At 68.0% G+C, this 26384-nt stretch carries 16 protein-coding genes and 2 tRNA genes; 7 read left to right on the forward strand and 11 right to left on the reverse strand.

Annotated features, from left to right (window positions below; translation table 11 throughout):
- Positions 1 to 115 precede the first annotated feature (115 nt).
- From EDC36_RS10990 to EDC36_RS11020, 6 genes are all read left to right on the forward strand, one after another.
- Positions 116 to 772, forward strand: coding sequence for a hypothetical protein (locus EDC36_RS10990; RefSeq protein ID WP_132963309.1), 657 nt, complete (start codon positions 116 to 118; stop codon positions 770 to 772).
- Positions 773 to 1186: 414 nt separating this feature from the next.
- Positions 1187 to 1402: a hypothetical protein gene (locus tag EDC36_RS11000; protein WP_132963311.1), complete on the forward strand. Its 216-nt coding sequence runs from the start codon at positions 1187 to 1189 to the stop codon at positions 1400 to 1402.
- Positions 1392 to 2003: a hypothetical protein gene (locus EDC36_RS11005; protein WP_132963312.1), complete on the forward strand. Its 612-nt coding sequence runs from the start codon at positions 1392 to 1394 to the stop codon at positions 2001 to 2003. The genes EDC36_RS11000 and EDC36_RS11005 overlap by 11 nt, the downstream gene beginning before the upstream one ends.
- Positions 1990 to 3732, forward strand: coding sequence for a DUF3987 domain-containing protein (locus EDC36_RS11010; protein WP_165902859.1), 1743 nt, complete (start codon positions 1990 to 1992; stop codon positions 3730 to 3732). The genes EDC36_RS11005 and EDC36_RS11010 overlap by 14 nt, the downstream gene beginning before the upstream one ends.
- Positions 3695 to 4492: a TubC N-terminal docking domain-related protein gene (locus EDC36_RS11015; protein WP_132963314.1), complete on the forward strand. Its 798-nt coding sequence runs from the start codon at positions 3695 to 3697 to the stop codon at positions 4490 to 4492. Before EDC36_RS11010 ends, EDC36_RS11015 begins: the two co-directional genes overlap by 38 nt.
- A complete protein-coding gene (locus tag EDC36_RS11020) occupies positions 4482 to 4673 on the forward strand; it encodes a hypothetical protein (RefSeq protein WP_132963315.1) in 192 nt (63 codons plus the stop codon). Before EDC36_RS11015 ends, EDC36_RS11020 begins: the two co-directional genes overlap by 11 nt.
- A 393-nt stretch (positions 4674 to 5066) precedes the next feature.
- On the opposite strand, the gene EDC36_RS11025 is transcribed toward EDC36_RS11020, so the two are convergent.
- From EDC36_RS11025 to pilB, 11 genes are all read right to left on the reverse strand, one after another.
- A complete protein-coding gene (locus tag EDC36_RS11025; RefSeq protein ID WP_165902860.1) occupies positions 5067 to 9524 on the reverse strand; it encodes an Eco57I restriction-modification methylase domain-containing protein in 4458 nt (1485 codons plus the stop codon).
- Positions 9525 to 9529: 5 nt separating this feature from the next.
- Positions 9530 to 12316 carry a helicase-related protein gene (locus EDC36_RS11030; protein WP_132963316.1) on the reverse strand — a complete coding sequence of 929 codons (2787 nt, stop codon included), beginning with the start codon at positions 12314 to 12316 and terminating at the stop codon, positions 9530 to 9532.
- Between the two features lie 65 nt (positions 12317 to 12381).
- Positions 12382 to 17727, reverse strand: coding sequence for a DEAD/DEAH box helicase (locus tag EDC36_RS11035; RefSeq protein WP_132963317.1), 5346 nt, complete (start codon positions 17725 to 17727; stop codon positions 12382 to 12384).
- A gap of 38 nt (positions 17728 to 17765) precedes the next feature.
- The gene (locus EDC36_RS11040) at positions 17766 to 18083 is read right to left on the reverse strand and encodes a hypothetical protein (RefSeq protein ID WP_132963318.1); all 318 of its coding nucleotides are present in this window, start codon (positions 18081 to 18083) and stop codon (positions 17766 to 17768) included.
- A 28-nt stretch (positions 18084 to 18111) separates the two neighbouring features.
- Positions 18112 to 18837, reverse strand: a complete 726-nt coding sequence (locus tag EDC36_RS11045) for an NUDIX domain-containing protein (RefSeq protein WP_132963319.1) — start codon at positions 18835 to 18837, stop codon at positions 18112 to 18114.
- A 455-nt stretch (positions 18838 to 19292) separates the two neighbouring features.
- Positions 19293 to 19368 (reverse strand) — tRNA-Lys (locus EDC36_RS11050).
- 3 nt (positions 19369 to 19371) lie between these two features.
- Positions 19372 to 19447 (reverse strand) — tRNA-Ala (locus tag EDC36_RS11055).
- A gap of 19 nt (positions 19448 to 19466) precedes the next feature.
- Positions 19467 to 21113, reverse strand: coding sequence for a response regulator (locus EDC36_RS11060; protein ID WP_132963320.1), 1647 nt, complete (start codon positions 21111 to 21113; stop codon positions 19467 to 19469).
- Positions 21110 to 22795 (reverse strand): tetratricopeptide repeat protein, encoded by a 1686-nt coding sequence (locus EDC36_RS11065; RefSeq protein ID WP_132963321.1) that lies wholly within the window; start codon positions 22793 to 22795, stop codon positions 21110 to 21112. The genes EDC36_RS11060 and EDC36_RS11065 overlap by 4 nt, the downstream gene beginning before the upstream one ends.
- Complete coding sequence (locus EDC36_RS11070; RefSeq protein WP_132963322.1) at positions 22792 to 24006, reverse strand: type II secretion system F family protein; 1215 nt, start codon at positions 24004 to 24006, stop codon at positions 22792 to 22794. The genes EDC36_RS11065 and EDC36_RS11070 overlap by 4 nt, the downstream gene beginning before the upstream one ends.
- A gap of 56 nt (positions 24007 to 24062) precedes the next feature.
- Positions 24063 to 25793: a type IV-A pilus assembly ATPase PilB gene (pilB, locus tag EDC36_RS11075; protein WP_185971229.1), complete on the reverse strand. Its 1731-nt coding sequence runs from the start codon at positions 25791 to 25793 to the stop codon at positions 24063 to 24065.
- Positions 25794 to 25910: 117 nt separating this feature from the next.
- On the opposite strand from pilB, the gene accB reads away from it, so the two are divergent.
- A complete protein-coding gene (accB, locus tag EDC36_RS11080; protein ID WP_132963323.1) occupies positions 25911 to 26384 on the forward strand; it encodes an acetyl-CoA carboxylase biotin carboxyl carrier protein in 474 nt (157 codons plus the stop codon).

The raw sequence follows: 26384 nt of genomic DNA on the forward strand, positions 1-26384 counted from the left end.
CGGCGCTCAGGTGCTGGTAGTGGGTTCCCATGGGACGGCGGCAGGGTCGAGTGCAGGGCAGATCAGGGGTGTTGCACTTGATTATTGACTCCACCGGGCGCTACAGGGAGCGGAGATGAGCGACTTTTATTTAGACGAAGAAATTTCGGACTACTGGCGATTGCCCAATGAGTTGACAGTCAGGCAGGCAGCACTATTGATTGTTGGGGTTGACCCTGCATCTAAGACTGGGAGCAATTGCGAAGTTTGGGCGGTTCACGAGCGCCCCCGAGGCTATGAGGCGGCGAAACATGGAATTTGTGCCGCGTTACGTAGCGGGAGAATCAAAGGCGTGCACGTTCCCTTGTTTGAACGTGACATCAACGGGCGCGAATGCGGCGAAATCGAGGGGACAACGGACATAGACAGGTCAAGCGTCGATCGAGATTCGTTGGTCGAATGGCTTTCAAGCCGTGGCATCCGCACCGGCTTTTTCTTCCCGGCGACAACCGGCACACCTGATTACATGGATCCGAAGCATCCCCGCTATGCCCCCAAGCTGGCTGCGGCAGTTTCAGCATGGCAAGCCACGACTGACCCGGCGGGGAGAAGCCCCAGACAGGCGCTTGAAAAATGGCTACGGGAGCACGCGGCGCAGTTTGGCCTGACCGATGACGAGGGCAACCCCATCAATCAGGCGATGGAAGAGTGCGCGAAAGTCGCCAACTGGGAACTTGGCGGAGGGGCTCCAAAAACCCCCTCACGAGCGAACCCACCCACCCCCAAACCCTAACCCGTCCACCCCCTGTTTTTCTGGGTTTCCCCTAGGAGCGAGGGGCTTTGCCCCGTTGGGCCGGGCGGTTTTTCTGCCTCGCCCGCTACCCCACCCATCCACCCCCCACCCCTTTCGAGGGGTGGGTTTTTTGAACTTGCCCATCTATTCCAGACGTCGCCAAGCTGGGAAACTGCGCTCCATCAACACCGATCGACGGAGCTCAGAAATGACGCCAAACGATGCCCCCGCAATTGACCCGCGTGCCCGCCCGCTCCTGAACACGAACGAGGCGGCAGCAATCCTTTGCCGGAAACCGCAAACGCTGCGCAAATGGGCAGCCTTGGAGTGCGGCCCCATTCGGCCCGTGCGGGTTTTCGGCCGTCTAGGCTGGCGGACTGATGAGGTGCTGCGCCTGGCGCGGGAGGGCAGCAAATGAGCGCGGAGCCCGAAAAGAAAAACCTCGCCGTTGGAATCGGCACCCCAGATTGCGTCGCAAGTGCCGCAGACCTGCAAGCGGCAGCCAAAGCCGGGCTGCTGGCGCTTGACCGCCTGGTTGCGCTGACCGAAAAGGCGGGGAGCGACATCGAAGCGCTGGCCGCCGATGCGGCCGGGCTGGGCATTGCGCGGGAAATGCACCATGCTGGCTGACGCGACCCGCGCCGCGACGCTGCTAACCCTGCCCGCCGACTGGCCGCAGCAGCTGGCCGGAGCCGCCGAGCGTTACGAACGCGCTGGCGGGGTGCTGCCCGCTGGCCACCGTGGCCGGTTCGATCGCGAGCGGCTGCCGGATGCCTTGACCTACTGCGCCGAGCACGGCATCGAAGGCCCGCGCGAGCGCCGGGGCCAATGGCGGACGTTCAAGTGTCCGCGGCACGGCGGATGGAGCCTGCGGATCAACGTCGAAGCCAGCAGCTGGTGCTGCATGGCCGGCTGCGGCAGTGGTGGCGACGTGCTGAGCCTGCACCGGTGGCTGACCGATGACGACTTCGTGACCGCTGCCCGAGTCTTGGGCGCTTGGGTTGACGACCCGACCGCCCCACCTGTTCGCCGCGACCGCCGCCCGGCAGGGCTGTCGGCAGCCGATGCGCTGACGTTGTTGCGCAGCGATGCGTTGCTGATCGCGCAAGAGGCTGCGCGCGCCTGCCGAATCGGGGTGATCGAGACCGCCGTGAAAGATGCGCTGCTGGCCGCCGCCGCGCGCATCCTGCGCGTGTGCGACTCGCGGGAGGATGGGTATGCGCCGCGATGACTTCGATCGTTTGCAGGCCCTGCGCGCCCGCCTGGACGCCGAGGCCCTTGGCGAAATCGAGCGCGTGCTGCCGCCGTTGCAGCCCGAGGACGCCGCGGCGGTGGCGGACGATGACGCCGTGGATCTTGACCGCGACGCCATCCTTGAGGCCGCGCGCCAGCGCCTGGAGCCGGACATCGGCGACGCCATGCCGCGCTACCCCGTCGAGGCGCTGGGGCCGCTGGCCGGGGTATGTCGCGCCATTGCCGACGGAAAGCAGGTCGAGGCCGCCATCGTCGGCAATGGTTTGCTGGCGACGTCGGCGCTGCTGGCTTCGATCCACTGGGACGTCGAAACCATCGATGGCGACCGCCGTCCCCTGTCGCTGTTCGCGCTGACGGTGGCCGTCTCGGGGGCCGGAAAGGACGTGTCCGACCGCATCGTCGGCGCGGCGCTGCACCGCTGGCAGCGGCAGGCAAACGAGACCTACCGGCAAGCCATGCGCGACCACGAGGCCGCGCTGGGCGGCCGCAGGAAAGGCGAGCCGGCGCCGGAGCCGCCGACCGCGCCGCACCGGCTGTGCTCAGACATGACAGTGGAGGGCCTGCGGCGCGCCTACAACGAAGGCGTGGCGGCGCAGGCTGTGTTCAGCACGGAAGGCGCCGCCGTGCTGGCTGGGCATGGGTTCGCTGATGAGAACCGATCCAAGACCGCCGCCGCGCTGTGCAGCTTGTGGGATCGGGGGGACTTGTCGGTGCTGCGCGCTGGTGGCGGTCGATTCGAGCGTAGCGGGCTGCGGCTGTCCGCCCACCTGGCGATCCAGCCGGTGGCGGTGACGCAAGCCCTGCACGATCCGCTGCTGGCGCAGATCGGGCTGTGGCCGCGCTTCCTGCTGGCGTGGCCGCCGTCCCCGAGGCCACGCCGCCATCACGTCTGGCGAGCGGAAGATGACGCCGTTGTCCGGCGCTGGTGGGCGCGCTGCGAGGAATTGCTGGCGTTGCCCGAGCCGGACGGCGAGCGCCTGGTCTTGCGCCTGAGCGATGAGGCGCGGCAGGTGCTGGCGGACTTCTTCGAGACCTGCGAGCGCCGCGCCGCGCGTGGCGGTGATCTATGGGGCGTGCGCCCGTTCGCGTTGCGCGCCTCCGAGCAAGCCACCAGAGCTGCCGGGGTGCTGGCTGCCATCCGTGGGCACGCGGTGGTGGGCGCGGACGATGCGCAAAACGGCGTGGCACTGGCCGCCTACAGCCTGCAATGCTGGCAGGTGGCGCTGGGCCGCCGCCAGCGCGACAAGGCCGCCGACCACGCCATGACGCTGCTGCGCTGGCTGCTGGATCGGCCTGGTGCGCGCGCCAGCAACACCGAGATCATCCGGCAAGGGCCGCGCGCGCTGCGCAACGCCGAGGCGCGCGACGCCTCCGTGGCGCGGCTGGTCGAGGTTGGCGTGGTGCGCGTTCGGGACGGCATCGTGGCCGTGGTCGGCGATTCCCCTTCGCCACCTGCGGCGAAAGCGGCGAAAGCGGCGAAAAGCCTTGACTGCCAAGGCTTCGCGCATGGCGAAGAAGTGGCGAAAGACGGCGAATCGCCGGCGCATCGTGCCGATCCTTCGCCAGCCGTTCGCCGCTTTTCGCCAGCCGTTCGCCGTACCGGAAACCTTGCGGCGCAAGGGTTTTCGCCGGATTCGCCGCTTTCGCCGGGGGTGGATGCGGCGAATCATGAGCCGCTGGTCGACGACGACACGGAGGTGTTCTGAGATGGGCGCGCGTGAGACCTTCCTCGACCTGGCCGCGCGCGGCATCCGGCTGGTGGCACAGGGTGACCGCCTGGTGGTGACGCCAGCATCCCTCCTGACCGCCGAAGATCGCGATGCCATCCGGCACTACCGCGACGAGCTGCTGGCGCTGCTGACCGAGGGGCCGGATTCCGACCACCGCCGCGCCGGAGGGACTTCCGCCACGCCAGTCCCTGCCGAAAGGGCCGCCGATCCGGTGGTGCTTTCCGACTGGCAAGCTGCCGACCGTGCTTACCAGCGTCACGCCTGGCGCTGCCCCGCCTGCTCATCGGCTGGCCGGGGCTACGGCAGCCGCTGCCCGACCGGAGCGGAGCTGTGGAAGGCTTACACCGCACAGCCTGGTCCCGCGACCAGCAAGCCAGAGCGCCAGCCGCAGCCCGCCGAGCCGCCGCGCCATCCGTTTGAGCGCGAGCGTCGCAACTGGACGCCGGCCACCGAGCCGGAGCTGCGGCGCATGGCCGCGATGTTCGAGCGCGCAAGGGCGCTGGGCTTCTCGTCGGAAGAGGCCGATCGCGCGGCTGATGTCGCGCAGTGGCGCGACCGCACGGGCGACGACCGGCGGCTGTGCCTCGAGTGTCGCAGCCTGCGCGCCGGGGCCAGCAGCCGCTGGTGGTGCGCAGCGCAGCGCCAGCCGCTGCCGCAACAGCTGGTGATGCAGCCGCACCGATGCGAGCTTTTTGACGACTACAGCACCAAGGAAGTGCATAACGATGGGGATTGACGTTCTGGTCCAAGACCGCCTGCACGGCAACCCCGCGGCCCGCGCCACGAAAGCCGTCAAGCCCTGCGCCACCGCGCAAATGATCGTCACGGACACCGGCGGAGAGCAGCACTTGGCAGGCTTGATGAGATTCGACGGCGACGCGATGCGCCAGCTGCTGACGCTGGCCGATGGCGATTAGCTGGCCGCGGTTGTCGAGCTGCCGGTCACGACGTGCATGACGAAGGTCGGCGAGACCAATTTCGCGCTGCGGGTAACGGTGCACCAGGTGTTGACGCTGTATCAGGTACCCCGCCGACATGGGGCCGCTCGAGGCGCGGCGTTGCGGGATGCGTCCGCAGCCCGCAGCGATGCCGCAGTCCGCCAGCGGCACCACGCCACTGCGCGGAGCGCAATGCGCCAAGCGCAAGACAATGATCTGCTCGGCCCGGCCCCCAATCTTCCGTAGGCTGGAGTGGACCACCAGCTCGCACGCTGGTATCCGTCATGTCTGTGTGGGCGGATGCTCTGAACCGCCTCTACGATTTCCGGGACGGTTCAGTGCCGGATGGAGCCGAAATTTGCATGTGCAGCTTCATGCGGTGGCACTTCCGGTGGCATGCGGTGTGGCGGCGTTTTGTCGGTCCCACGCCTCCAGCACCAGCCGCCGGGTGCGGTACTCGCCGTAGGCGCGAATCTCGCCCTCCTTGAGCACGCGGAAGGTCTCGCTGGGGTAGTCGGCGCCCATCACATCCGCGGGGTCGAGGATGTAGCGCAGTTCGTCGCGGGTAAGGCCGTACAGGCGCGCGTAGTACGCATCGAGCTCGGCGCGCAGCAGCGCCCGGCGCTCGGGGTCCCAGGCGAAGGGGCGGCCGCGCTCGCTGGCCGGGCGCGGGTCGTAGGCGGCCAGGTCGTCGTACCAGGCTTTGAGGTCGTGCGCGGTGTAGGTCAGCTCCAGCACGCGCGGGACGATGAAGGCCAGGTCGGCGGGGGTGTAGCGGGAGGGGGGTAGCATTGGGAACTGCTTCAAGTAGTGGTAAGTCAAGGACGTCCCACCAACTTTCTGGCGCGCGACAAAGTCAAGCACGAGAGCATCCAGATTCCCGAAGAAGACAGCGGCCAAGGTAGGTTCGGTCCCTGGCCCAAACCGGAACAACGGTAACTTATGCCCTACCCCCACCCTCGGCACCACGGACGCAATCACCGTGCGAAGGACGTGCGCACTGGTAATGTCGCGCCAGCCCATCAGCCACCGCGGACTGCGGCGGTCCATCCAGGCGTCGAGCAGCGCGGCCAGCGCCGCATCGCCGGCGCGCAGCGCCTGGGCGAGTTCGGCGAGTTCGTCGTCGGCCAGCCGCGCCTCGAGGTTCTGCTGCGCCCACTTCGGGAATTCGGCCGGCGCGTTCTTCGTCGTCAGACCTTCGCTGCGCAGCGCGGCGAGCAGGCGCGGGAAGCGCGCCTCGAGCTGCGCCTCGGTGGGCGCGACGTGCGGCTGGGCCTGCGCGGGCGTCCAGCCTGCGGGGCCTGCCGCGGCGCCGACACCGGCGGCTTGGCGGTGGAACAGCTCGCCGGCCACCCACTGGGCAAGCGCCAGCAGCAGGGCGGCCCGAGCCACCTCCTGCGCGGCACGCTCGCCCCGGCCCTGCTGCGCCGCGAGGAAAGCGAGCCACGCGCGCGCCACAGCACGCGGCACGCGGGCAATGCGCGCGAGCACCTCGCGCTCGTCCACCCAGTAGCGCGGGCGCACGCTGTAGGCCGGATCGGCCTTGCGCGCCTCGGGCACGTCCACCGTGTCCGGCTCGCCGCCGGCACCGGCGGCCTCGTAGCTGGCCCAACGGTGGTCGAACTGGTGGATCATCTTCGCCTCGTACAGCGGCAGCCGCGGCGGCTGGCCGGGGGCGGCGGGGGCGTCGAAGAACAGGCCGCTGTCGTTGGTCATGTTGAACAGGCCCTGGGAGAACGAGATGCCCCACGGATTGACCTCGGGCGCGAGCACCCGGCCCTCGGCATCGACCACGGCCTCGCGGATGAGCACGGGGGCGGCGCGGTAGAGCTTTTTGGTGAGCTCGGCATCCGCCCGGCTGCGGAACACCGGGCAGGTGCGGGTGTTCGGGTTGATGAGCGCGAATTCGTCGGCGGCGAGGGTGAAGCGTCGGCGGGCGTCGTGAATTTGTGCAGGTTGTCGAGCGAAGAAGACGAGCGACGCTGGCTCTGCTGTCGGGCTGCCACACAACGTCAGAAGAGCGAAACGGAACGAGTGATGGACTGAAGGGAAGACAAACTCCTCGTTCTCCAGACACAGCAGACTACGTAGGTAGCCGCCCACAGCGAGGCGTTCAAAGTAGGCCTTGGTGGAGTCGTCGGTGGCGATGCCGGTGGGCACGATGAAGCCGGCTCGCCCCCCGGGCCGGGTGGCCTGCAGGAAGGTCTCGGCAAAAAGGGCGTAGGTATTGAGCTTGCCAAACGCCGAGAGCGGAAAGCGCCCTCCCGCTCGAAAAAACAGGTTGGAAGCGTCGTACTGCCGCTTGGCGGCGTGGAACTCTCGCCACAGCCACGGAGTGGACCGCTCCAGCTCGGCGATGGCTTTTTTGCGCTTGTCCCCCGCCAGAGCAGCCACCGAAGGCGCGCGTGACGCGAAGAACTCTTCTTCGCTGATCTGCAGCTGCTCCCACGGCGGATTGCCGAGCATCACGTCGAAGCCGCCACGCGTGGCCACCTGCGGGAAGGCCAGCCACCAGTGGAACACCCGATGCTCGCGGCACAGTTGGCGTGCAGCTTCCTCCACCCCCTGCGGCAGCGGTTGGCCGTGGCGCACGCGCCAGAGGTCGCTGGTCTGCGGTACGGTGTCTTCGGTGTCGCGGCGCTTGGGCGCGAGGAAGGCCGCCACGTAGAGGTCGGCCAAGCGGGCCAGGGTGCTGGTCTGCGCCTCTTCCTGCAACCGCTGCCAGGCGGCGCGCTTTTCGGCCAGGCCCTCGGGGGTGTCGTCGGCCATGGCCTCCACGTCCAGCACGCGCGCGGCCAGTTCCTCCTCAGCGAACAGGCTACCGGCTGACTGAGCCTGCCAGCTCTGGCGGTCGGCGCGGTTTTGCTTCTTGAGCGCGGCGGCCACCTCGCGTTCGTCGCCGGAGAGGGCCGTGTAGGCTTCGTCCGGGATGCCGCCTTGAAGCACCTTGGGGTCGAGCACGCCCAAGAGCGCGTCGCCCACGCGCAGGTGGTGGTCAAGGAACGTCAGCGGCCGGTCAGGGCAGTAAGCCTCCAGCCACAGCGCGGTGCGGGCCAGCTCGATGGCCATGGGGTTCTTGTCCACGCCGTAGAGGCAGTGGCTGACCACGTCGCGCAGGGCGTGGCGGTAGTCGTCGGGGGTGGGGGCGCCGCCTACGCGCTCGGCGGCGGCACGCTGTTGCGCCACCTCGTCGGCCAGCCGCCGCGCCGCGGCCAGCAGGAAGTGGCCGCTGCCACAGGCCGGGTCGCAGATGGTGAGCGCAAGCAACGCCTGCACCGGCTGTTGTGGGTGGTCGCGCAGGGTTTGCTGGATGACCGGCTCCAGGGCGCTCTTGATCAGCTCCTGCACCAGGGCGTCGGGGGTGTAGTAGCTGCCGGAGAGCTTGCGCGCGTGACCGCGGGTGCTGGCCTGTGTGTCACCGTCGCCGACGAAGGCCAGGCGCGCGGTGGCGGGAGTAGTCAGGCCCTGCACGTCGGGCACCAGCTCCAGCAGACTTTCGTAGACGCTGCCGAGCTCCTCCGGCCCCATGTCGCGGTAGTTGATGCGCGCGAGGCCCGTGTCGGTGCGGGTCCAGCCGAGGTGGAAGATGGCGCGCAGCAGGTGGGCATTGTCCAGGCGCGCGGCGTCCAGCACGGGACACTGGTCGGCGCCGAAGAGGCCGCCCAGCGCCGGCAGCCCAAGCGCCGGCTCGCCACGCTGCAGCGCCGCAAAGGTGATGGTGAGCGCCTGCCAAAGGTCGTCGTGCGGGTCGTGGCGCTGATGTCGCAGCGAGCGCCGGCGCAGCCACGTCAGGGAGTAGCCAGCCAGGTAGCGGCTGCGCGCCTCGGGGCTGGCGCCCGGGGCAAACAGCAGGGGCTGGCCGCTGGTCGGGTCGCGCCGGTCCTCCACGGTGGCCAGAAAGATGAGGCGATAGACCAGCCGCAGCAGCTCCTCGAAGTAGGCTTGGGGACCATAGTTGCCGTCGGGAGCCCGCAGTCGCTGGCGCAGCGCGTCGTTGGCAGGGTGGCGCAGGAAGCCGGTGCCCAGCTCGCGCAGCGCCTGCGTCACCTGATGGCGCAGACGGCCGCGCACGGTCTGGCCGGTGGCCAGGCCCAGCGCGCGCCAGCGCTCCCAGGGGCAGTCGGCGGCGCTGGCGGGCGGCTTGCCGCCATAGCCGGCAAAGCGGCTGGCGTGCGCCAGCAGCCACAGCGCCGTGAAGTCGGCCAACAGGGCCTGGCTGAAGATGGCCTCCAGGTCGAACTCGAGGTAGGTGGGACGGGTGAGGCTTGCACTGTCGCGCAGGATGCGCAGCTGCAGCCCGTTGCTGACCAGGCCCCAAAGCCAGCCGTCGCGGGCGTTGAGTGCCTGCTGCGCGAGCTGAAACGGGCTGCGCTGGCGCACTTGGCGGCCATCGGCGGCGAGCTGGCCGTAGCGCTCGGCACGGCTGTCCAAGCCCTCGGTGTGCGCGGCCAGTACCAGCGGCACGTGGCCGCCGTGGGCAACATGAGTAGGCGCAGGGTCATCGCTGCGGTCGGCCGGGGTGACGTCGGCAAAGTGCAGCACGTGGCGCAGCAGCGGCAGCAGCCAGGTCTGCACGGTCAGCGTCCACGCATGGGCATCGTGACGCTGGCGCGCCTGCTCAAACGACTGCCACAGCCCCAGCGCGATGTGAAAGTCGCGGCGGATCTCGTCGCGCAGTTTCAGACCCTTGGGAATGTCGTAATGGCTTTCGGTCTGTTCGGTCGCGCCGGGGTCGGCCAAGTGGGTCAGGCGCAGCAGCTCTTCGGCGGGCAGCAGGCCACCTTCCAGGCGCACGGCGGTGTAGGTGAGGACGGGAGCGCGGGTGGACATGGGCTTCAGGCGGTGGCGGCGTCGGGCAGCAGCACATAAAGGCCGATGACGTCGGCAGGCAACAGGGCGGTGACGTCCAGTGCGCCGCGGGCGTCGGCGGCATCCCGCACGCGCCGGTGGTCGGCCAGCAGTTGCGCGGCCTGCGCGCGGGCCAGGGCATCCAGCGCCGGCTGCCACGTGGGCAGGGCCTGCAGCGCGGCCTGCAAGTGGCGCTGGCGCACGGCAGCGGGCATGTTGCGGCTGGCGGGCTGGTGCAGAAGCGCGCGGGCCTGCGGCGCCGTCAAGATCCGTGGTGTCCCATCCGCCGCTACGGCGATAGCCAGGGCCTGTTCGCACAGCATCAGATGAGTGCCGTGGGCACCGCTGCGCGTCAGGCGATGGCGCAGCCGCAGCAGCAGCACGGTGGTCTTGACGTTCACCCCGGTTACGAAAGCCGCACCACAGCGCGCAGCAGCGGGCTCGCCTTCGTCGCCAGCGCCTTCCAGCGCCTGCTCCAGCACATAGTCGGCCAAGGCCGCCACGATCGGGTGGGTGCGGTGCAGTTCGATGCAGCCGGCGGCGGCCGGGGGCTGCAGACTCACGCGCAGACTGCCTTCCCAACCGAGGGTGGCCAGCCGCTCGCGCAGCGCAGGCGGCAGGCTGCTCACATGCAGCTTGTGGTGCGCCGCAGCGCCGTGGCCAGTGGGCTCGAGCTCAGCGCCCAGGCGTGCCATGACACGCTGCACGAAGCGGGCCACATCCTCCTGTTGACCAAGGGCCTCGTTCATCTTGTCCCATTCAGGCAGCACGTCGGCTGGCCGCAGGCGGCGCTGGGCGAAGATGCTGCGGCTTTGCTTAGCCTTGTCGCGAGCGCTTTGCCAGGCGAGCTCCAGCTCGCGGCCTGCGGCATCGTCGGCGCCGAAAAGGTCCAGCGTGCCTTGACGCCGCAGCAGCCCCGCGCGCTGGCCGCGCAGCAGCACCGCGTTCATCAGGGCCTGCTCCAAGCGCTGGCCATCGTCGGGCATCGGCACCAGCACACCCAACTCGCGCCGGATGCTTTCGGCCTTGCGCAGGATGACCTCCAGCACTGCACCGTCGACGGGGTTGTTTTCGCCGTAGAGCATCGTGCAGCGCACCTCGCGCGCGCGCTGGCCAAAGCGGTCGACGCGGCCTTCGCGCTGCTCGTGCCGGGTGGGATTCCAGCTCAGGTCGTAATGCACGACGGCGTCAAAGAGGCTTTGCAGGTTGATGCCTTCTGCCAGGCAGTCGGTGGCTACAAGTACGCGGTGGTCGGCCTCACCGAGCCGCAGCACGGCGTCTTCACGCTCGTCGGAGGTGAGCTCGCCGGTTACGGCTGCCACTTGAGCGTCGCGCAAGTGCTCGCGCAGCGCCTCGGCCACGTAGTGGGCGGTGGCGATGTAGCGACAGAACACCACGGGGTGGAAGCCATCGGCCAGAAGCTGACGAACATGGGTCAGCAAGGTCTTCAGCTTGGGGTCGTGACTGGGGCCGTGCAACGCGCGGGCCGCCTCGATGAGGGCCTGCAGTCGTGCGCCGTCCTCGGTTTGCGCGGCAGGTTCGAGGTCATCGCCGGAGAGGTCGTCTTCGTGGCCGTCGAGGATGCGCTCGCTGGCTTGCTGCTCCAGTTCCTTCCACGGCGCCGTTTCGCCATCCCCCGGCAGACCGCCTTGAAGACGGGTAGTCAGCGCCCGCACCGCCGCTGCCGGCGAGGACGAGATGCAGCGCAGCAGGGCCAGCGCCGCCCACCCGTTCATGCGCTGTTCGCGCTGGCCGCGGCCCTGCGAGCGCTCGACCAGCTCGCGTGCGTAGTCCAGCACGTCCTCGAACAGCCGCCCCCAGTCACCGCCCAGGCGGTAGGTCAGCTCCGCGGAGCGGCGGTCGGGGAAAAGGGTGTTGTCATGCCACTCGGCGATGTCGGGACGGCGGCGCTGGACGAAGTGCTGGGCCAAAGCTTCACGCAGGGCGGCGCGCCTGTCTGGAGCAGCCTCGCGCAAGCCGGCGAATTCGGGCCTGAGCAGGCCCAGCAGGTTGTAGAAGGCCTCCTCGTCGCCGCTGTGCGGGGTGGCGGTCAGCAGCACCAAGTGCCGTTCGGGATCATCGGCCAGTCCGCGCAGCAGCTGATAGCGCAGCTGCCGTCCCTGTCCGCCGTAGGTGCAGGTATGCGCCTCATCCACGATGACGAATTCCGGACAGGCGCGCTGGAAGGCATCGCGGCGTCGGTCGGACTTGATGTAGTCCAAGCTGACGATGGTGTAGGGGTGCGCCTCGAACAGCGAGACGCCGGGGGCCAGTTCACGCTCAAGCCGGTCGGCGGTGTGGCTGCGGACGACGACGGCGTCGATGTGGAAGCGCTCGGCCAATTCGCGCTGCCACTGCTCAGTCAGGTGTGGCGGGCACAGCACGGCAAGCCGCCGGATGTCGCCGCGGTCCAGCAGTTCGCGTGCGATCAGAGCCGCCTCGATGGTCTTGCCAATGCCGACGTCGTCGGCGATCAGCAGCCGCACCACCGGCATCTTGAGCGCCATCAGCAGAGGGACGAGCTGATAGGCCCGCGGCTGCACGGCGATGTGGCCAAAGCTGCGCAGCGGGCCGGCGCCGTGGCGCAGGCTCAGCATCAGCGCATCAAGCAGCAAGGCGCTGGCGGCGTGATCTCGCGCCTGGGTGGGGTCGGGCGGGGCGAAGCTGGCGGGCTCGGGTGGCTGGGGCTCCAGCGGGACGTAAAGGATGGTCTCGTCCTCTTCGCTGCCGCCCAGAGGGCGCAGGTGCAGCTCGGCACCGCGGGAGGCTGGCATCACGATCCATTCCCGGCCGCGTGCGCGCACGAGCGAACCGGGCGGAAAGTCGAGGGTGTGGGTCGTCATGTCGTGGAGGGGGTACCGGTGCCGAACAGGTCGGCATGTTGCGCGAAGATCGCGGGCCAAGTTGCCGGATCCTGCCCGAAGCGCACGACGAGGATACCCAGCGCTTCGAGCTGGTGGTTGATTCGCTGATCGTGCTGCTGTTGCGCGGGGTTTTGGTGGTGCGGACCGTCGATGTAGATCGCGACCTGCATGTCGTCGTAGTAGAAATCCGCGCGGGTTTGAGCGGCCGGAATGAGGTGCTGAACCCGGTCGGGCGGCCGCAGGCCATGATCCACTACATATTGCAGCCAAGCCCGCTCCAGGCTGCTGCCGGCACCACGTTGCAACTGCTGCAGTTGCTCGTCTGCGGTACGGCCCTGGGTGCCCATTTCGATCTGTGCCCGGGTCAGTCGCGCAAGCAGCCGCAGCAACAGGCCCTGACCTGCCTGGTCCTTGCGGTCGATGTGCCCATGGTCAGGTTGGTTGTAGTAGGACAGCAGGCAGCGGTAGCAACCCGCCTCGCAGTAAGGCTGCCCTTTGGCGTCGAGCTCTTCCTGCAGGGCTTCGACCAGCCATTGGCTTTGCCCATCGGGCAGCCGGTAGTGCATGGCACGCAGCGCCTCCACGGCCACCCGCGCCAGTGCCGCCGGTTCGGTGGCCAGGCGCGTCAGCACGCCGGCGCCGCCCTCCGCTGCCTCGAAGAAAAGGATGGCACGGCGCTGCTCGCGTGTGGGCAAGGGTTCGGCCATGAGCTCGCTTTCCTCGAGCTGGAACGCTGTCTCGATGCCTCGCTTGAGCGCGTATTGCAGGGTGATCAGGGTGGAAGGCTGTAGCGGACCCAGCGCCTCGTGCGGGCGCACGATGAGGATGTTGCGCCGATCCTCCACGTAGGGGACGATGCGTTGGGCAGGCGTGGTGGCCGCGACGGCTTCGTGCGCGTCGGCATCCTCGCCTTCTGCGCCCTCTTCGCGCCAGTAGCCGGTCAAGGGGTCGATGTTGAAGCCGCGGATGGCCTTGTTGGCCCGCCTGCGCCAGCCGAAGTTCATGCGCCAGACGGTGGCGCTCGGGGCGTACTGCAACTGCAGCAGCGGCCCCCGCTCATCGCGAACGATGGCCTGCACGACCTGCAGCCGTCCGTCCACCTCGGCAAACTGAAGCGTGGTCTGCATCTCGTAGCCTTGGCGGATACGGTCTTCCTCGTTGGCCGTGATGCGCTCGACGCGTTTGGTGGAGACGTTCTCGATGCGGTAGAGCTCGCGCACTTCGGTTGCGCCGGACAGGTCGGCCCCACAGGAGATGCAACGCTCGGCGTCGCGCTGGCTGCGGAAGTGACCGTAGCCGCAAGAGGGACACAACCGCGCGGTCTCCACCGCCAAGCGCGCGCCGGTGCTGACCTGATCTTCGGCCTGGATAGTGAGGATCGCCTTGACGACGCGGTACTGCGCACCTTCGTGGTAGATAAGGCTGTAGGGGCCGAACTCCGACAGCGCCAAAAAGCGCGGTCGCGACAGAAAGCTCTCGCGCGCCAGCGCCCCCTTTTGCCCTGGCAGATACGCCAGCAACGGCAGGCGCGGAAAGTTGTAGCCCGGCAGAAACCCCTGGCTGGCCAAGTAGCGGTAGGTGTTGAAATCACTGTTGAGTGGGTTGTCGCCCGCCAACAGCAGGTCACGCTGGCGACGTGCCTCGTTGTGGCGCTGCTGGGCTTCGCGCCGTTCGCGTTCGCTGGCCGCGGGGTTGTTTTCGATGGCGTGGTTGAGGGCGATGGCACGCTGGGTTGCGCGATACAGGTCACGCCAGCGCTGCAGCGCACGGTCCAGCATCGCGGCGGCCTGCTGGAATACTTGGTGCGCCCAGGTGTCGTGGTACCAAGGCGCGCGCTCGGGCGTGAGCTCTCCGGCCAGCATGTTCAGCACGCGAAGACCGCGCTGGTGCGCCGCTAGCGTTACCGACGGCTTGCCCAAGGCTTCGGCCAGCGCGGGCTCCAGCGGCATATCGGGCTGGCTCAGGTCGAGCAGCTTGGCGATGCTGCTCTCGAGCTGTTGCCGGGTCTCGGCCAGCCAGATCGCATGCAGGTGCGCCTGGATCAGTTCGCGGTTGGCCAGATCCAGCTGTGGCGGGCGAACCTGACCATGCACCATGCGCACCGGATCGCGGAAGTAGTACTGGTCGTGAGGCGACTGCGCGGCACAGTAGGTGATGACGAGGGCTGGCTGGCCGGCGCGACCGGCGCGGCCGCTGCGCTGCGCGTAGTTGGCGGGTGTCGGGGGCACATTGCGCAGGTAGACGGTGTTGAGGGTCGCGATGTCTACGCCCAGCTCCATTGTCGGGGAGCAGAAGAGTACCGGCAGGCGATCGAGCGCCTGCCCGGTGGCGGAGGCATGCGTCTGTCGGTCTTTGGGCGTGTAGCGAAAGCGTGCCTCGCGCTGCAGACGTACGTCCTGATCCACTTGGGCGGTGTGCTCGCGCGCCTCGCACTCCAGCAGCCAGTGCACCGGCTGCCCTAAACCTGCGGCGACGTTGGTGTACAGATCGCGAAAGAACCGATTGACCTTGCCATCGTCCACTGCCTCCGGGCTAGCCAAGCGCCAGCGCAGCGCAGTTCCGTTGAGCTGCCAGCCCGGCACGCCCCATTCGGTGTCCAACCGCTGCACCAGCCCCCAGCGTTGGGCTGCCACGAGGATGGCGCCGATGACGGTGCCCCAGCTGCGGTCGTTGAGGTCGGCCGCCTGCGGGGCCGAGTCCCAGAAGCTCACTCGGCGCAACGTGCGCGCCAGCCTAGAACGGGCGGTAGCCAGCAGCACGGCATCGTCCGGCCGCCGGGCTCGGCGCTGCGCCAGGTTTTGGGGGTGTCGCGTCAGCATGACCCGGGAAGGCAGCAGCGCTTCGTCCTCCGCGAAGCCCCACGGCTGTTTGAGCAGTGAGTAGCCGCGCGAGCGCATTCCCTCCAGCTGGTTGGGGTCGAGGTGAAGCGAGGCAATGGCCAGTCCGCCGCGCATCGTATCGAGCACGGCACGCAGCGCCTTGGCACGTAGCTGCGGCGTAGCATCCCTCAGGAGCGCTGGAGCGTCATGCCATGCGTCCGGGTCAGCGGCGACATCCTCCAGATCCACGTAGTCGATGGTCAGCAGCTTGAGCTGCTCGAGATTCGGGTTGTTGAAGCGCCAGCCGTGACGCACGTCGCGCAAAGCACGGTAGGTCAGAATCTGCCTCATGAGCGCCTGGGCATCGCGGCGCTGTTGGCCCTTAGCCGTAGGCTGCTGGAGGTATTCGCTAAGCAACGCCGGATCGTCTCCGCCGAAACCGAGCGCGGCGAACACGCGGTCGCCCACGATGTCTTCGGTCAGCTCGTGCGAAGGTTCCTTCTGGAGTGCAGCCAGAAGCGCTGCACGCAGCAGCAGCACTTGGACGAAGTCGTTGAAGTGGCCGGCCTGCAGCGCCGCGTCCTGTCGGTTGTCGGTGAAGCCAAGCACCTTCTTGGCCTCCAGCGGCAGTTCGGTGTCGGCTTCGTGCAGGTAACGCAGCGCCGATAGCGTCAAAACCGTGGTGGCCGAGCTGCGCCCTTCGCCCGAAAGCGAGGTCAGCCGCACCGAGTCCTTGCTTGGGCCTTCGGTGGTGGTGCGGCAAACCAGACAGAACCGGAACTTGCCGGGCATGAACCAGGCTGCCAAGCCGTCGCCACCCTGGATGAGGCGTCCATCCGGCAGCACCCGCACCGGTTGGGGCACCACATGACGGTACGAGCGCCTGATGCGCCAACCGTCGGGGCCGCCTTCCTCCAGCCAAGTTTCGGGATAGGCGTCGGGATCGTTGGGGTTCCACAAGTCCCCGCTGAAGTCCGGCGCCAGAAAACCATGCTTGAGGTTGCTTTCGTCCTCTCGCTGGGGACGATCGTCGATGTCGCGTGGCTCAAACTGGGGATGGCCGTCGTCGGTCTCGGTCAGCCAGACGGGGTGGTATTCCTGTCCACACTCCCGGCAAAAATGGGTGGCGTAGTAGCGGCGGCTGCGCGCCTCGTCGCCGGTGACGAACTGCTGGCCATCCAGCGTGACATGCCGCTGCCCCGGCGGCTCCAGCGTGCTGAAGACTTTGCCGCCGCCCGAAATGAATTGGTGCAGCTTGAAGGCAAATAGGCTGCGGCCGTCCGCATCACGAACCTGGTGGGCCAGCAGCAGGAACTCCTGCAGGTAGCGACGACAAGTCGGCTGGGGCTGGCCGCTGTCGCAGCTGAGCCGCTCGGCCGCCTGCGCCAGAGTCAGAGGCTGGGCGCGCTGGGCCACGCCGTCCTCGTAAGCCAGTCCTAGGGTCAGCTCCACCCATACTGAAACAGGATGGGCTGCCAGGGCCTCGAACGTGGCCTGCTCCGGGACACCCTGCTGGATCGCTTCGGCCAAGCACGGGCGGATGGTCTCGAGCGTTTCGTGGGCGGGGGTGATGCGCTGCAGGGTTTCGCCGATGACATCGTCCTCGGTGAAAACTTGGCCGAAAAGGCGCTGGGCTACCTCGGCCACCACGCGTTGGCGCTGGCGCCGGTCACCGTCGGTGGCCATCGTGGCCGACGTCCCGATGCAAATGAGAGAATCATCTCCTGCCAAAGCCTCGCGCACCCGCCGCACCAGCAGTGCGACATCGGCACCTTGGCGGCCGCGGTAGGTGTGCAGCTCGTCCAGAACGAGAAAACGCAGACCACGGGCATTGCGCATGACCATCTTCGCGTCCTCTTGCTGCTTGGTCATCAGCAGCTCGAGCATCATGAAGTTGGTCAACAGAATGTCCGGCGGGTTGGCGGCTAAACGTTCACGCTCGGCCTGATCCTCCTGTCCGGTGAAACGGCCGAAGGTGACCGCCTGCCGGGCGGGATCGGCCCCCAGAAACTTGGCCAGCTCCTCCAGCTGCGAGTTCGCGAGGGCGTTCATCGGATAAACGATGATGGCGCGCGTGCCGGGCGCCGCGCCCTGCTGGCGCAGCCGCAGGCAATGATCGACGATCGGGATGATGTACGTGAGCGACTTGCCCGATCCCGTGCCGCTGGTGACGATGTAGCCCCGCCCCTGGCGGGCCGCCTGGATGGCTTGCACCTGGTGCCTGTGCAGCCGCAGAGGCGTGCCGGCGCTGGTGGCGCTTTTGCCGATTCGGAAGATTTCCGCACAGGCGGGGTGCAGCAGCCCCTGCGCCACGAGTGCATCCACGCTGCCGCCGTTTTCGAAGGTCGGGTTGACCTGGATGAGCGACTCCGGCCAGAAGCGCTGACTCTCGTACTCCGCATCGATGGTCGCGCGCAAGTCGTCGGCCTTGATGGTGGTGAAGCTGCGCGTGAAACGCTGGTAGTCTTGGATCAGTCGCTGCCGAAATTCGAAGACGTTCATCGTCTGACTTCCTCATCAGGCCTTGGCCGTGCATGGACTCAACCGCGTCGCCGCGACTGCAGCCCGAACATCACCCCCCAGACGCGCGCGTAGGCGTCGTGCAGATCATCGTCGGCGACGCTGGCCTTGAAATTGCCGTAATCCACCTCGCGCAGCCGCTGCGCGATGGTCTCGGCCACCACCTCGCGCGGCACCACCGCCCGGTAGCGGTAGTCGGTGTGCAGCGACTCGCGCACCGGGTAGCCCGGAAACACCCGCTCGATGTCACCCGCGCGGCGCGCCCGCACCAGCAGGCTATCCGGCGGGCACTCCTTAGACACGATGGACAGAAAGGCGTCGTTGAGGCAGATCCACATTCGCGTATACCCCCTTTCCCTGTTCCTCTTACCCCGCACCCGACCACGGATCCGGCATGCGCCCACCGTGGGCCTGCAACACCTTCTCCACCAGATCGACCACCTTGTGGTCGTAGGGCGAATCCAGCACCTCGCGCGCACGCTTCAGCGGCACCAGATGCACCGCCTGACTCTCCCAGCCCATGTCGGTCGGCGTGCCCCCCGTCCGCTTGGCAAGGTAGTAGCGCGTGCGCGTCGTGCTGCGATCCACGTCGCCCAGGAACGCCACGATGTAGGCCTTCAGGCCCGTCTCCTCCCACGCCTCCTTGATCGCGTTGGACTGCCAGGACGACCACTCGTCCTCCTCGAAGCGCCCTTTGGGGAAGGTAGCCGCGTAGCCGCCGAAGCCGTTGGTGGGCGATGCCATCCACAGCCGCCCGTCGGGCTCCATGATCACCAGCCCGGTCGAGAACTTCTGCCCGGGCTTCAACGGCGCCACGTCCGGCTCGTCCTCGATGATGAGCTGCCCGTCCACCTCGCCCCAGCCCTCGGCATCCTCCGGCGGCTCCCACGGCTCAAACGGCACGCCGTTGAGCGCGCCCACCGGCAGCTCGCAATGCGGCGTGATGGTGGCAATCTGCGCCGGGTTGGTCAGGCCCTGCAGCACGGGCTTGTGCGGCCGCTTGATCAAGACGTCCTGCCCGGCATCGTCGGGCCTCAGGTGGAAGGCCGGCTCCTCCTCGTAGGCAAAGACGACTTTCTTCTTCTGGATCAACTTCCGGTTCTCCCTGGGAACGGTTTCTTGGGATGGGCGATGCCGGCCCACCTGAGCGACGAAATGACCGGCGACAAGCGACAAGCGGTGGACACCTTGTCAGGCAGGCTGTCGCCGAGCATCCCGATCGACACGGGTCAACGCCAATCCATGATAGCGCCGGCGAAAGCGGCGTAGGCCAGGCCCCAACTCCCCTTTTTAGGGGAGAACGACCATGCGCAGGCTTGCCGCAAGCTTGTCGGCACCGGCATCTCTGGACCGACGTCATCGATCCAAGGCCCGCACGATCCGGACGTGCTGCCGCCAGCGTCAGCCCCATGGACCGCAGCCCTGCCATGCGCGAACGGCTGGAGCAAGAGGGCCGCCACTTGCCAAAACTGGCTACATGGTGGCTACATGGCGGCGAGCGCCCACAAAAAAGCCCGCTTGCTGTCGGGCTAAGTCGTTGATTTTTTTGGTGGGTCCTGTAGGATTCGAACCTACGACCTACGGATTAAGAGTCCGCTGCTCTACCAACTGAGCTAAGAACCCACGTGGTGGACCGAAGGAGGATCGAACTCCCGACCTCCGCATTGCGAACGCGGCGCTCTCCCAGCTGAGCTATCGGCCCGTGAGGCGCGCATTATAGCTCAGGTTTCGGTGCTTTTGACGTCCATGACGCGCAGGCTGACGCCGCCCGCTTGGCGCGCGGCTTTGTCGCCGATGACGGGTTTGTTGGCCCACGACTGGTAACGTGTGCGCAGTGGCTGCAGCCGCGCGGCCAGCGCCTCGGCGTCGTCGATGCGGGCTTGGTAGCGTTTGAGGGTGCCCCAGGCGGACTCGATGATTTTGGCGTTGCAGGTGGCTTCGCCGTGGGCGAGCAGCTCCAGCACCGCGGCGCGCGGGTTGCCCGCCAGGCTGTGGCGCATGGCGCCTTCGATGAGGCTGAGCACGTCGTTGTACAGGGCGCTGAGCCGCTCGGCGTAGGGCGGGTGGGCGCTGGCCGCCTGGGCCAGCAAGGCCGTCAGCGCCTTGGAGGTGCAAAAGCGCCGCCCCAGCACGGTCAGGCGCTCTTCGACTTCGTCGATTTGGATGGCGCGCTCGGCGGTGTACGCCAGCAGCGTGGCCAGGTTGCAGGCGGCTTCGAAGTCGAAGCCTTCGTCCAACAGTTGCGCCATCATGGCGCGCAGGCCCTGCAGCACGCGTGCGACTTGCGCCTCCAGCAGCAACTGGGCGATGTGCAGCACCTGCACCAGCCGTTGCAGGCGCTGCGATTCGGGGTGGCGTTCCAGGATGCGGCCGGCGTCGTCGATGCAGCGCTGCAGGCCCTTGCGGTCGCCGGCTTCGAAGCGCATGAAGCCCAGCAGCACCAGCGTCTGGGCGTCGAACATTTTGGAATCCAGCCCCAGGCGCACGCTGCGCGCCAGCATCTGTTCGGCCAGCTCGCGCTGGCCGCAGTAGTGCGCCAGCATGCCGTGGCGTTGCAGCCGGCTGATCGAGTACGGCGTGAGCTCCGTGGCCATGCGGTAAGCGGCCAACGCGGCGTCGAAGTTGCCCAGCTCGATTTGCGCACGGCCCATGACGTCGTAGGCGTCGGCGTAGCCGGGGTCGCTGTCCAGCAGGGCCTGCAGCGTGCCGCTGGCTTTTTGCGGTTGCCCCGCGTCCAGTTGCGCGCGTGCCACGCCCAGCCGGGCCCACGGCAGGGCTTTGGCTTCGACGACGGCTTCGTACAGGTGCTGCGCTTCGTCGTAGCGGTGCAGCCGCAGCAGCAGCTCGGCGCCCACGCGCGCGGCGTAGAGCCAGTAGTCCTGCCGGGCGTGGAAGCGTTGCAGGCACAGCTCGGCGGCGCGCTCGAAATCCTGCGCTTCGACGGCGCTGAAGATGTCGCGCAGCACGGTTTTGCGGTGGCGGGCGTACCCGATGCGCTCGGCCAGCTGACGCGCCGTGAACGGCTTGAGCAGGTACGAGTCCAGCGCCGATTCGGCGGCTTCGGCCACGCGGGCGTACGAGGCCTCGGCCGTGACCATGATGAACACGGTGGCAAAGGGCAGCAGCCCGGCGCGGCGCAGGTCGTCCAGCAGCTCCTGCCCAGTGCCGTGGTCGTTGGGAAAGTTCTGCTCGCACACCACGATGTCGAAGGTGCGAAATTCGAGCTGGCGGCGTGCGTCGGCGATGCGCGGCGCCTGGGCCACGGTGGCCGCGCCCAGGTCGCGCAGTTGCGCCACCAGGATGGAGCGCGAGGTGGGGTTGCCATCGACCACCAGGGCCGTGGCGCCGTACAAGTCCCAGGGGTTCATGCGGGCTGGTCAGGGCGTGGAGGCAGGGGGCGGCGGTCCAGCGGCCCCAGGGCGATGCCGCCGGCGGGGCGCAGCCGCGGGTCGCCCAGCGCGGGGCGGTGGCGCGCGGTGCCATAGGCGGCGCGCAGCGTGGCAACCTGCTGGTGCCAACGCTCGCCGTTGGGCAGTTGGTCGCGGTGGCGCTGCAGCACCAGCCAGGCCGATTCCACCGCGCGGGCGTTGTAGGTTTGCTGCGCCAGCGTCACCAGCTCCGCCAGGCCCATGACGGGGTCGCCGTCGGCGACGCGGCGCAGCGCCGCCTCGATGCGCTGCACCATGGTGGTTTCGCACTGGCGCAATTGCTCGGCGTAGGGGGTGTGGTGGCGCGCGGCGCTGGCCAGCAACTCGCCCATGGCCTTGGAGGTGGCCCAGCGCAGGCCGACGCGCTCCACCAGCGCCGGCTGCGGCGCGAGGGCGCCACGGTGCGTTAGCGCCGCCAGCGCGGCCAGCAGGTTGCAGGCCGCCTCCATCGTGAAGTCGGGCGCGGTGGCGTCGTCGTGCCAGCGTGCGACGTCGCCGTCCAGCGCGGCGCTGTCGTGGGCGCGCTGCAGCGCGTCGGTCAGGTGGACGAAGCGCTGCAGGCGGACGTCGTCGGGGTCGGCGGCGGCGCGCTTGTGCAGCTCGGCGCGGTGGCGTTGCAGCTCGTCGGCGTCGTCATGCTCGTGGGCGGCGATGGCCAGCAGCACCAGGCTTTCGGCGTCGAACATTTTGGAGTCCAGCCCCAGCGCCGCGGCGCGCTGCAGCAATTCCACGGCCTTGTCCCGGTTGCCGATGAAAAACGCCAGCATGCCCAGCCGTTGTTGGCGACCGATGGCCAGCGGGGTGGCTTCGAGCGCGCGCTCCAGGCTGTCCAGCGCCTGGGCGAATTGCCCCAGCTCCGTTTGCACGCGCGCCAGCACGTCCAGCGCGTCCGGGTCGTCGGGGTGCAGCTCCAGCAGTTGGCGCAGCGTCTGCTCGGCCGCCGCCGGGGCGCCGTCGTCGAGCTGGCAGCGCGCCACGCCCAGCAGCGCCCACGGTTTGGGTTCGGTGTCCCAGATCGATTGGAACAGCGCTTGCGCCTGCCCCAGCCGCCCCAGGCGCAGCAGGATTTCGGCGCCCCAGCGCGCCGCTTGCAGCCATTGCGGGCCGCGCGTGGCGAAGCGCTGCAAGCACAGCTCGATGGCGTCGTCGTGGCGGCCCTCTTCCAGCGCGCGGTGGATGTCCCACAGGGCGACTTTGCGCCGCTGCGCCTGCTCGATGCGGTCGTACAGGCTGCCGGCGGAGTAGGGGCGCACGATGTAGCTGTCCACCGACGACTCCGCGGCTTCGGCCACTTTGAGGTAGGTGGCTTCGTCGGTGATCAGGATGAACACCGTGCCAAACGGCAGCAGGCCGCTGCGGCGCAGGTCGTCCAGCAGCGCCTGGCCCGAGCCGCCGCGTGGAAAGCTGTCGCCGCAGACCACGACGCCGAACGGGTGGCGTTCGATTTCGCGCCGCGCGTCGGCGATGCGGCCCACCTGCGTGATGGAGCTGAAGCCAAACGCCCGCAATTGACCGGCGATGGTCATGCGTGCGGTGGGGTTGGCGTCCACCACCAGCGCGGCGCTGCGCTGCATGTCGGGCGGCAGCGGGGCCAAGCTGCCCGCGGCGGCGGTGGTGGTCACACGACGGCCCCGAGCTTGAAGATCGGCAGGTACATCGCCACCACGATGCCGCCGATGATGGTGCCCAGAATGACGATGATGATGGGCTCCATCAGACTGGACAGGCCCGCGACCATGTCGTTGACCTCCTGCTCGTAGAAGTCGGCCGCCTTGCCCAGCATGTGGTCGACGGCGCCGGACTCCTCACCGATGGCGCACATCTGCAGCACCATCGAGGGAAACACGCCGGTGTTGGTCATGGCCTGCGTCAGCCCGGTGCCGGTGGCGACTTCTTGCTGGATTTTTTCGGTGGCTTCGGCGTACACCGAGTTGCCGGCGGCGCCGCCCACGGAGTCCAGCGCCTCCACCAGCGGCACGCCGGCGGCGAACATCGTGGCCAGCGTGCGGGTCCAGCGCGCGATGGCGGACTTTTCGACCAGCGGCCCAAAGATGGGCAGCCGCAGCAGCAGCCGGTCCATGAAGCGCTGCACTTTTTCGCTGCGCCGCCAGGCCTGGAAAAAAAAGTACAGCCCGCCGCCCAGCACGCCAAAAATCAGCCACCAGTAGGCGACGAAAAATTCGCTCATCGCGATGACCGCCAACGTGGGCGCGGGCAGGTCGGCGCCGAACGAGGTGAACACCTCCTTGAACGCCGGCACGACGAAGATCATGATGACCGACACGACGATAAAGGCCACCACCAGCACCGCGGTGGGGTACATCAGCGCCGACTTGACCTTGCTTTTGATGGCTTCGGTCTTTTCCAGGTAGTTGGCCAGGCGGTCCAGGATCTCTTCCAGGATGCCGGCCGCCTCGCCCGCCTCGACCAGGTTGCAGTACAGGGCGTTGAAGTACATGGGGTGCTTGCGAAACGCCGCCGACAGCGAGGTGCCCGTTTCGACATCCGTGCGGATGTCGTACAGCAGCCGCGACACGCTGGGGTTGGGATTGCCGCGGCCGACGATGTCGAACGCCTGCAGCAGCGGCACACCGGCCTTCATCATCGTGGCCAGTTGCCGCGTGAAAATGGCGATGTCTTTGGGCTTGATGCGCTTGGCCGAGGCCAGGCGGCGTTTTTTGACCTTGCTGACCACGATGCCCTGGCGGCGCAGCTGGGCCTGCACCTGGGCTTCACCAACGGCGCGCATTTCGCCTTTGACCGCTTTACCGTTGCGGTCCTTGCCCTCCCACTCGAAGATGTGTTCGCGGGCGGTTTGGGTTGCCGTGGCCATGCGCGTTCCCCGATCGTGTGTGGCGGTGGGTGGTGGTGCCGCTGGGTGCCCTGGAGCTAGTCGTTGGTGACCGACAGCACCTCTTCCAACGACGTGATGCCCATCTTAACCTTGCGCAGCCCGCTTTCGCGCAGCGTGCGCACGCCTTCGCGGCGCGCCTGTTGCGCGATGTCCACGGCGCTGGCGCCGCGCAGGATGAGCTGCTGGATGGCTTCGGACACCGGCATCACCTGGTAGATACCGACGCGGCCTTTGTAGCCGTCGTGGCACGCCGAGCAGCCGACCGGCTTGTACGGCTGCCAATCGCCGGCCAGGTCCTCCTCGGTGAAGCCGGCGTCCAGCAGCGCCTGGCGGGGAATGTCGTGGTGGGGGGCCTTGCACTTGGGGCACAGCCGCCGCGCCAGCCGCTGGGCGGTGATGAGGTTGACGCTGGCGGCGATGTTGAACGGCGCCACGCCCATGTTGATCAGGCGCGTCAGCGTCGAGGGCGCGTCGTTGGTGTGCAGCGTGGACAGCACCAGGTGGCCGGTTTGCGCGGCCTTGATGGCGATGTCGGCGGTCTCGAGGTCGCGGATTTCGCCCACCATGATGATGTCGGGGTCCTGGCGCAAAAAGGCGCGCAGCGCCGCGGCGAAGGTCAGACCGGCTTTTTCGTTGACGTTGACCTGGTTGACGCCCGGCAGGTTGATCTCGGCCGGGTCTTCGGCGGTGGAGATGTTGACGCCAGGTTCGTTGAGGATGTTGAGGCAGCTGTACAGCGACACCGTCTTGCCCGAGCCGGTGGGGCCGGTGACCAGCACCATGCCGTAAGGGCGGCGGATGGCGGCCAGCAGTTTTTCTTTTTCGTCGGGCTCGTAGCCCAGCGCGTCGATGCCCATTTGCGCGCTGCTGGGGTCGAGGATGCGGATGACGACCTTTTCGCCAAAGAGGGTGGGCAGGGTGCTGACGCGAAAGTCGATCACCTTGTCCGGCCCGACCTTGAGCTTCATGCGGCCGTCCTGCGGCACGCGCTTTTCCGAAATGTCCAGCCGCGAGATGACCTTGATGCGCGAGGCGAGCTTTTCTTTGACGGCGATCGGGGGTGTGGCCACCTCGCGCAGTTGGCCGTCGATGCGAAAGCGTACGCGGTAAAAATGCTCGTACGGCTCGAAGTGCAGGTCCGACGCGCGCATGGCGTAGGCGTCGAGCAGCATTTTGTGCAAAAAGCGCACGATGGGCGCGTCTTCCACCTCCGAGGGCGTTTCCTGCTCCTGGTCGGCGGGCGCCATTTCGATGCCGGCGGCGGCGAAGTCGAACTCGGTGCCGACGATGTGCTGCAGCGCCTGCCCCGCGCCGGTGGTGTAGGCCTGCACCAGGTGGTCGAGCTTGTCGACCTCGGCCACGATCCAGTCGACGGTGAGCTGGGTTTCGAACTTGACCTTTTCGGCCGCTTGCAGGTCCGACGGGTCGGCCGTGGCCAGGCTGAGCCGGTTGCCGCGCCGCGCCAGCGGCACGATGCGAAACTGCTGGCAGGTGCGCGCCGACAGCACGCCCTGCGGCAGGCGCTGCGGGTCGACGGCGTCGAGGTCGATCAGCGGCGCGGCGAACGCCTGCGACATGGTGTGCGCCAGCTCGCGCGGCGACACGGCGCGGCTGTCGATCAGCTCGGCGATAAAGCCCGTGCGCTTGCGCTGCGCTTCGGCGTACAGTTGCTGCGCCTGCTGCTGGGTCAGCTGGCCCTGCGCGATGAGGGCGCGCGCCAGCCCCGGCAGCGCCATCGTTGGCACGGCGTCAGCGGCTTCGATCATCGAGTCCTCCGTTCAGGGTGGATGGTGTGGGTGGGGTCGGCTTCGTGTATATTGCGCCCTCCTTGCGCGCCGTTGCCGGCGCGATGCCTGCCAGTTCGGAGCATATACGGAGTCACCATGGATCTGCGCAAGCTCAAAACGCTCATCGACCTGGTCTCGGAGTCCAACATCTCCGAACTCGAAATCACCGAGGCCGAAGGCAAGGTGCGCATCGTCAAGGGTGCGCCCGCCACCCAAGCCGTGGTCGCGGCCCCCGTGGCCATGCCCGCGCCTGCCGCGCCCGCCGTGGTGGCGGTGCCGGCGCCGGCCGAACCCGCGGCGCCCGCCACCGCCCCGGCCGCCGCACCCGTGCCGCAAGGCCATGTGATCAAGTCGCCCATGGTGGGCACCTTCTACCGCGCCCCCAGCCCCGGCGCCAAGCCCTTTGTCGAAGTGGGCCAGGCGGTCAAGGAGGGCGAGCCGGTGTGCATCATCGAAGCCATGAAGATTCTCAACGAGATCGAGGCCGATCGGGCGGGCGTCATCAAAGAGATTCTGGTCGAAAACGGCCAGGCCGTGGAATACGGGCAACCCCTCTTCGTGCTCGAGTGA

This window comes from Tepidimonas ignava (assembly GCF_004342625.1).
GTDB lineage: Bacteria > Pseudomonadota > Gammaproteobacteria > Burkholderiales > Burkholderiaceae_C > Tepidimonas > Tepidimonas ignava.

Bases quoted from the DNA above. Each gene is read 5' to 3' on its own strand.
- EDC36_RS10990 (WP_132963309.1), top strand. From the start codon at position 116: ATGAGCGACTTTTATTTAGACGAAGAAATTTCGGACTACTGGCGATTG.
- EDC36_RS11000 (WP_132963311.1), top strand. From the start codon at position 1,187: ATGAGCGCGGAGCCCGAAAAGAAAAACCTCGCCGTTGGAATCGGCACC.
- EDC36_RS11005 (WP_132963312.1), top strand. From the start codon at position 1,392: ATGCTGGCTGACGCGACCCGCGCCGCGACGCTGCTAACCCTGCCCGCC.
- EDC36_RS11010 (WP_165902859.1), top strand. From the start codon at position 1,990: ATGCGCCGCGATGACTTCGATCGTTTGCAGGCCCTGCGCGCCCGCCTG.
- EDC36_RS11015 (WP_132963314.1), top strand. From the start codon at position 3,695: ATGAGCCGCTGGTCGACGACGACACGGAGGTGTTCTGAGATGGGCGCG.
- EDC36_RS11020 (WP_132963315.1), top strand. From the start codon at position 4,482: ATGGGGATTGACGTTCTGGTCCAAGACCGCCTGCACGGCAACCCCGCG.
- EDC36_RS11025 (WP_165902860.1), bottom strand. From the start codon at position 9,524: ATGTCCACCCGCGCTCCCGTCCTCACCTACACCGCCGTGCGCCTGGAA.
- EDC36_RS11030 (WP_132963316.1), bottom strand. From the start codon at position 12,316: ATGCCAGCCTCCCGCGGTGCCGAGCTGCACCTGCGCCCTCTGGGCGGC.
- EDC36_RS11035 (WP_132963317.1), bottom strand. From the start codon at position 17,727: ATGAACGTCTTCGAATTTCGGCAGCGACTGATCCAAGACTACCAGCGT.
- EDC36_RS11040 (WP_132963318.1), bottom strand. From the start codon at position 18,083: ATGTGGATCTGCCTCAACGACGCCTTTCTGTCCATCGTGTCTAAGGAG.
- EDC36_RS11060 (WP_132963320.1), bottom strand. From the start codon at position 21,113: ATGAACCCCTGGGACTTGTACGGCGCCACGGCCCTGGTGGTCGATGGC.
- EDC36_RS11070 (WP_132963322.1), bottom strand. From the start codon at position 24,006: ATGGCCACGGCAACCCAAACCGCCCGCGAACACATCTTCGAGTGGGAG.
- pilB (WP_185971229.1), bottom strand. From the start codon at position 25,793: ATGATCGAAGCCGCTGACGCCGTGCCAACGATGGCGCTGCCGGGGCTG.
- accB (WP_132963323.1), top strand. From the start codon at position 25,911: ATGGATCTGCGCAAGCTCAAAACGCTCATCGACCTGGTCTCGGAGTCC.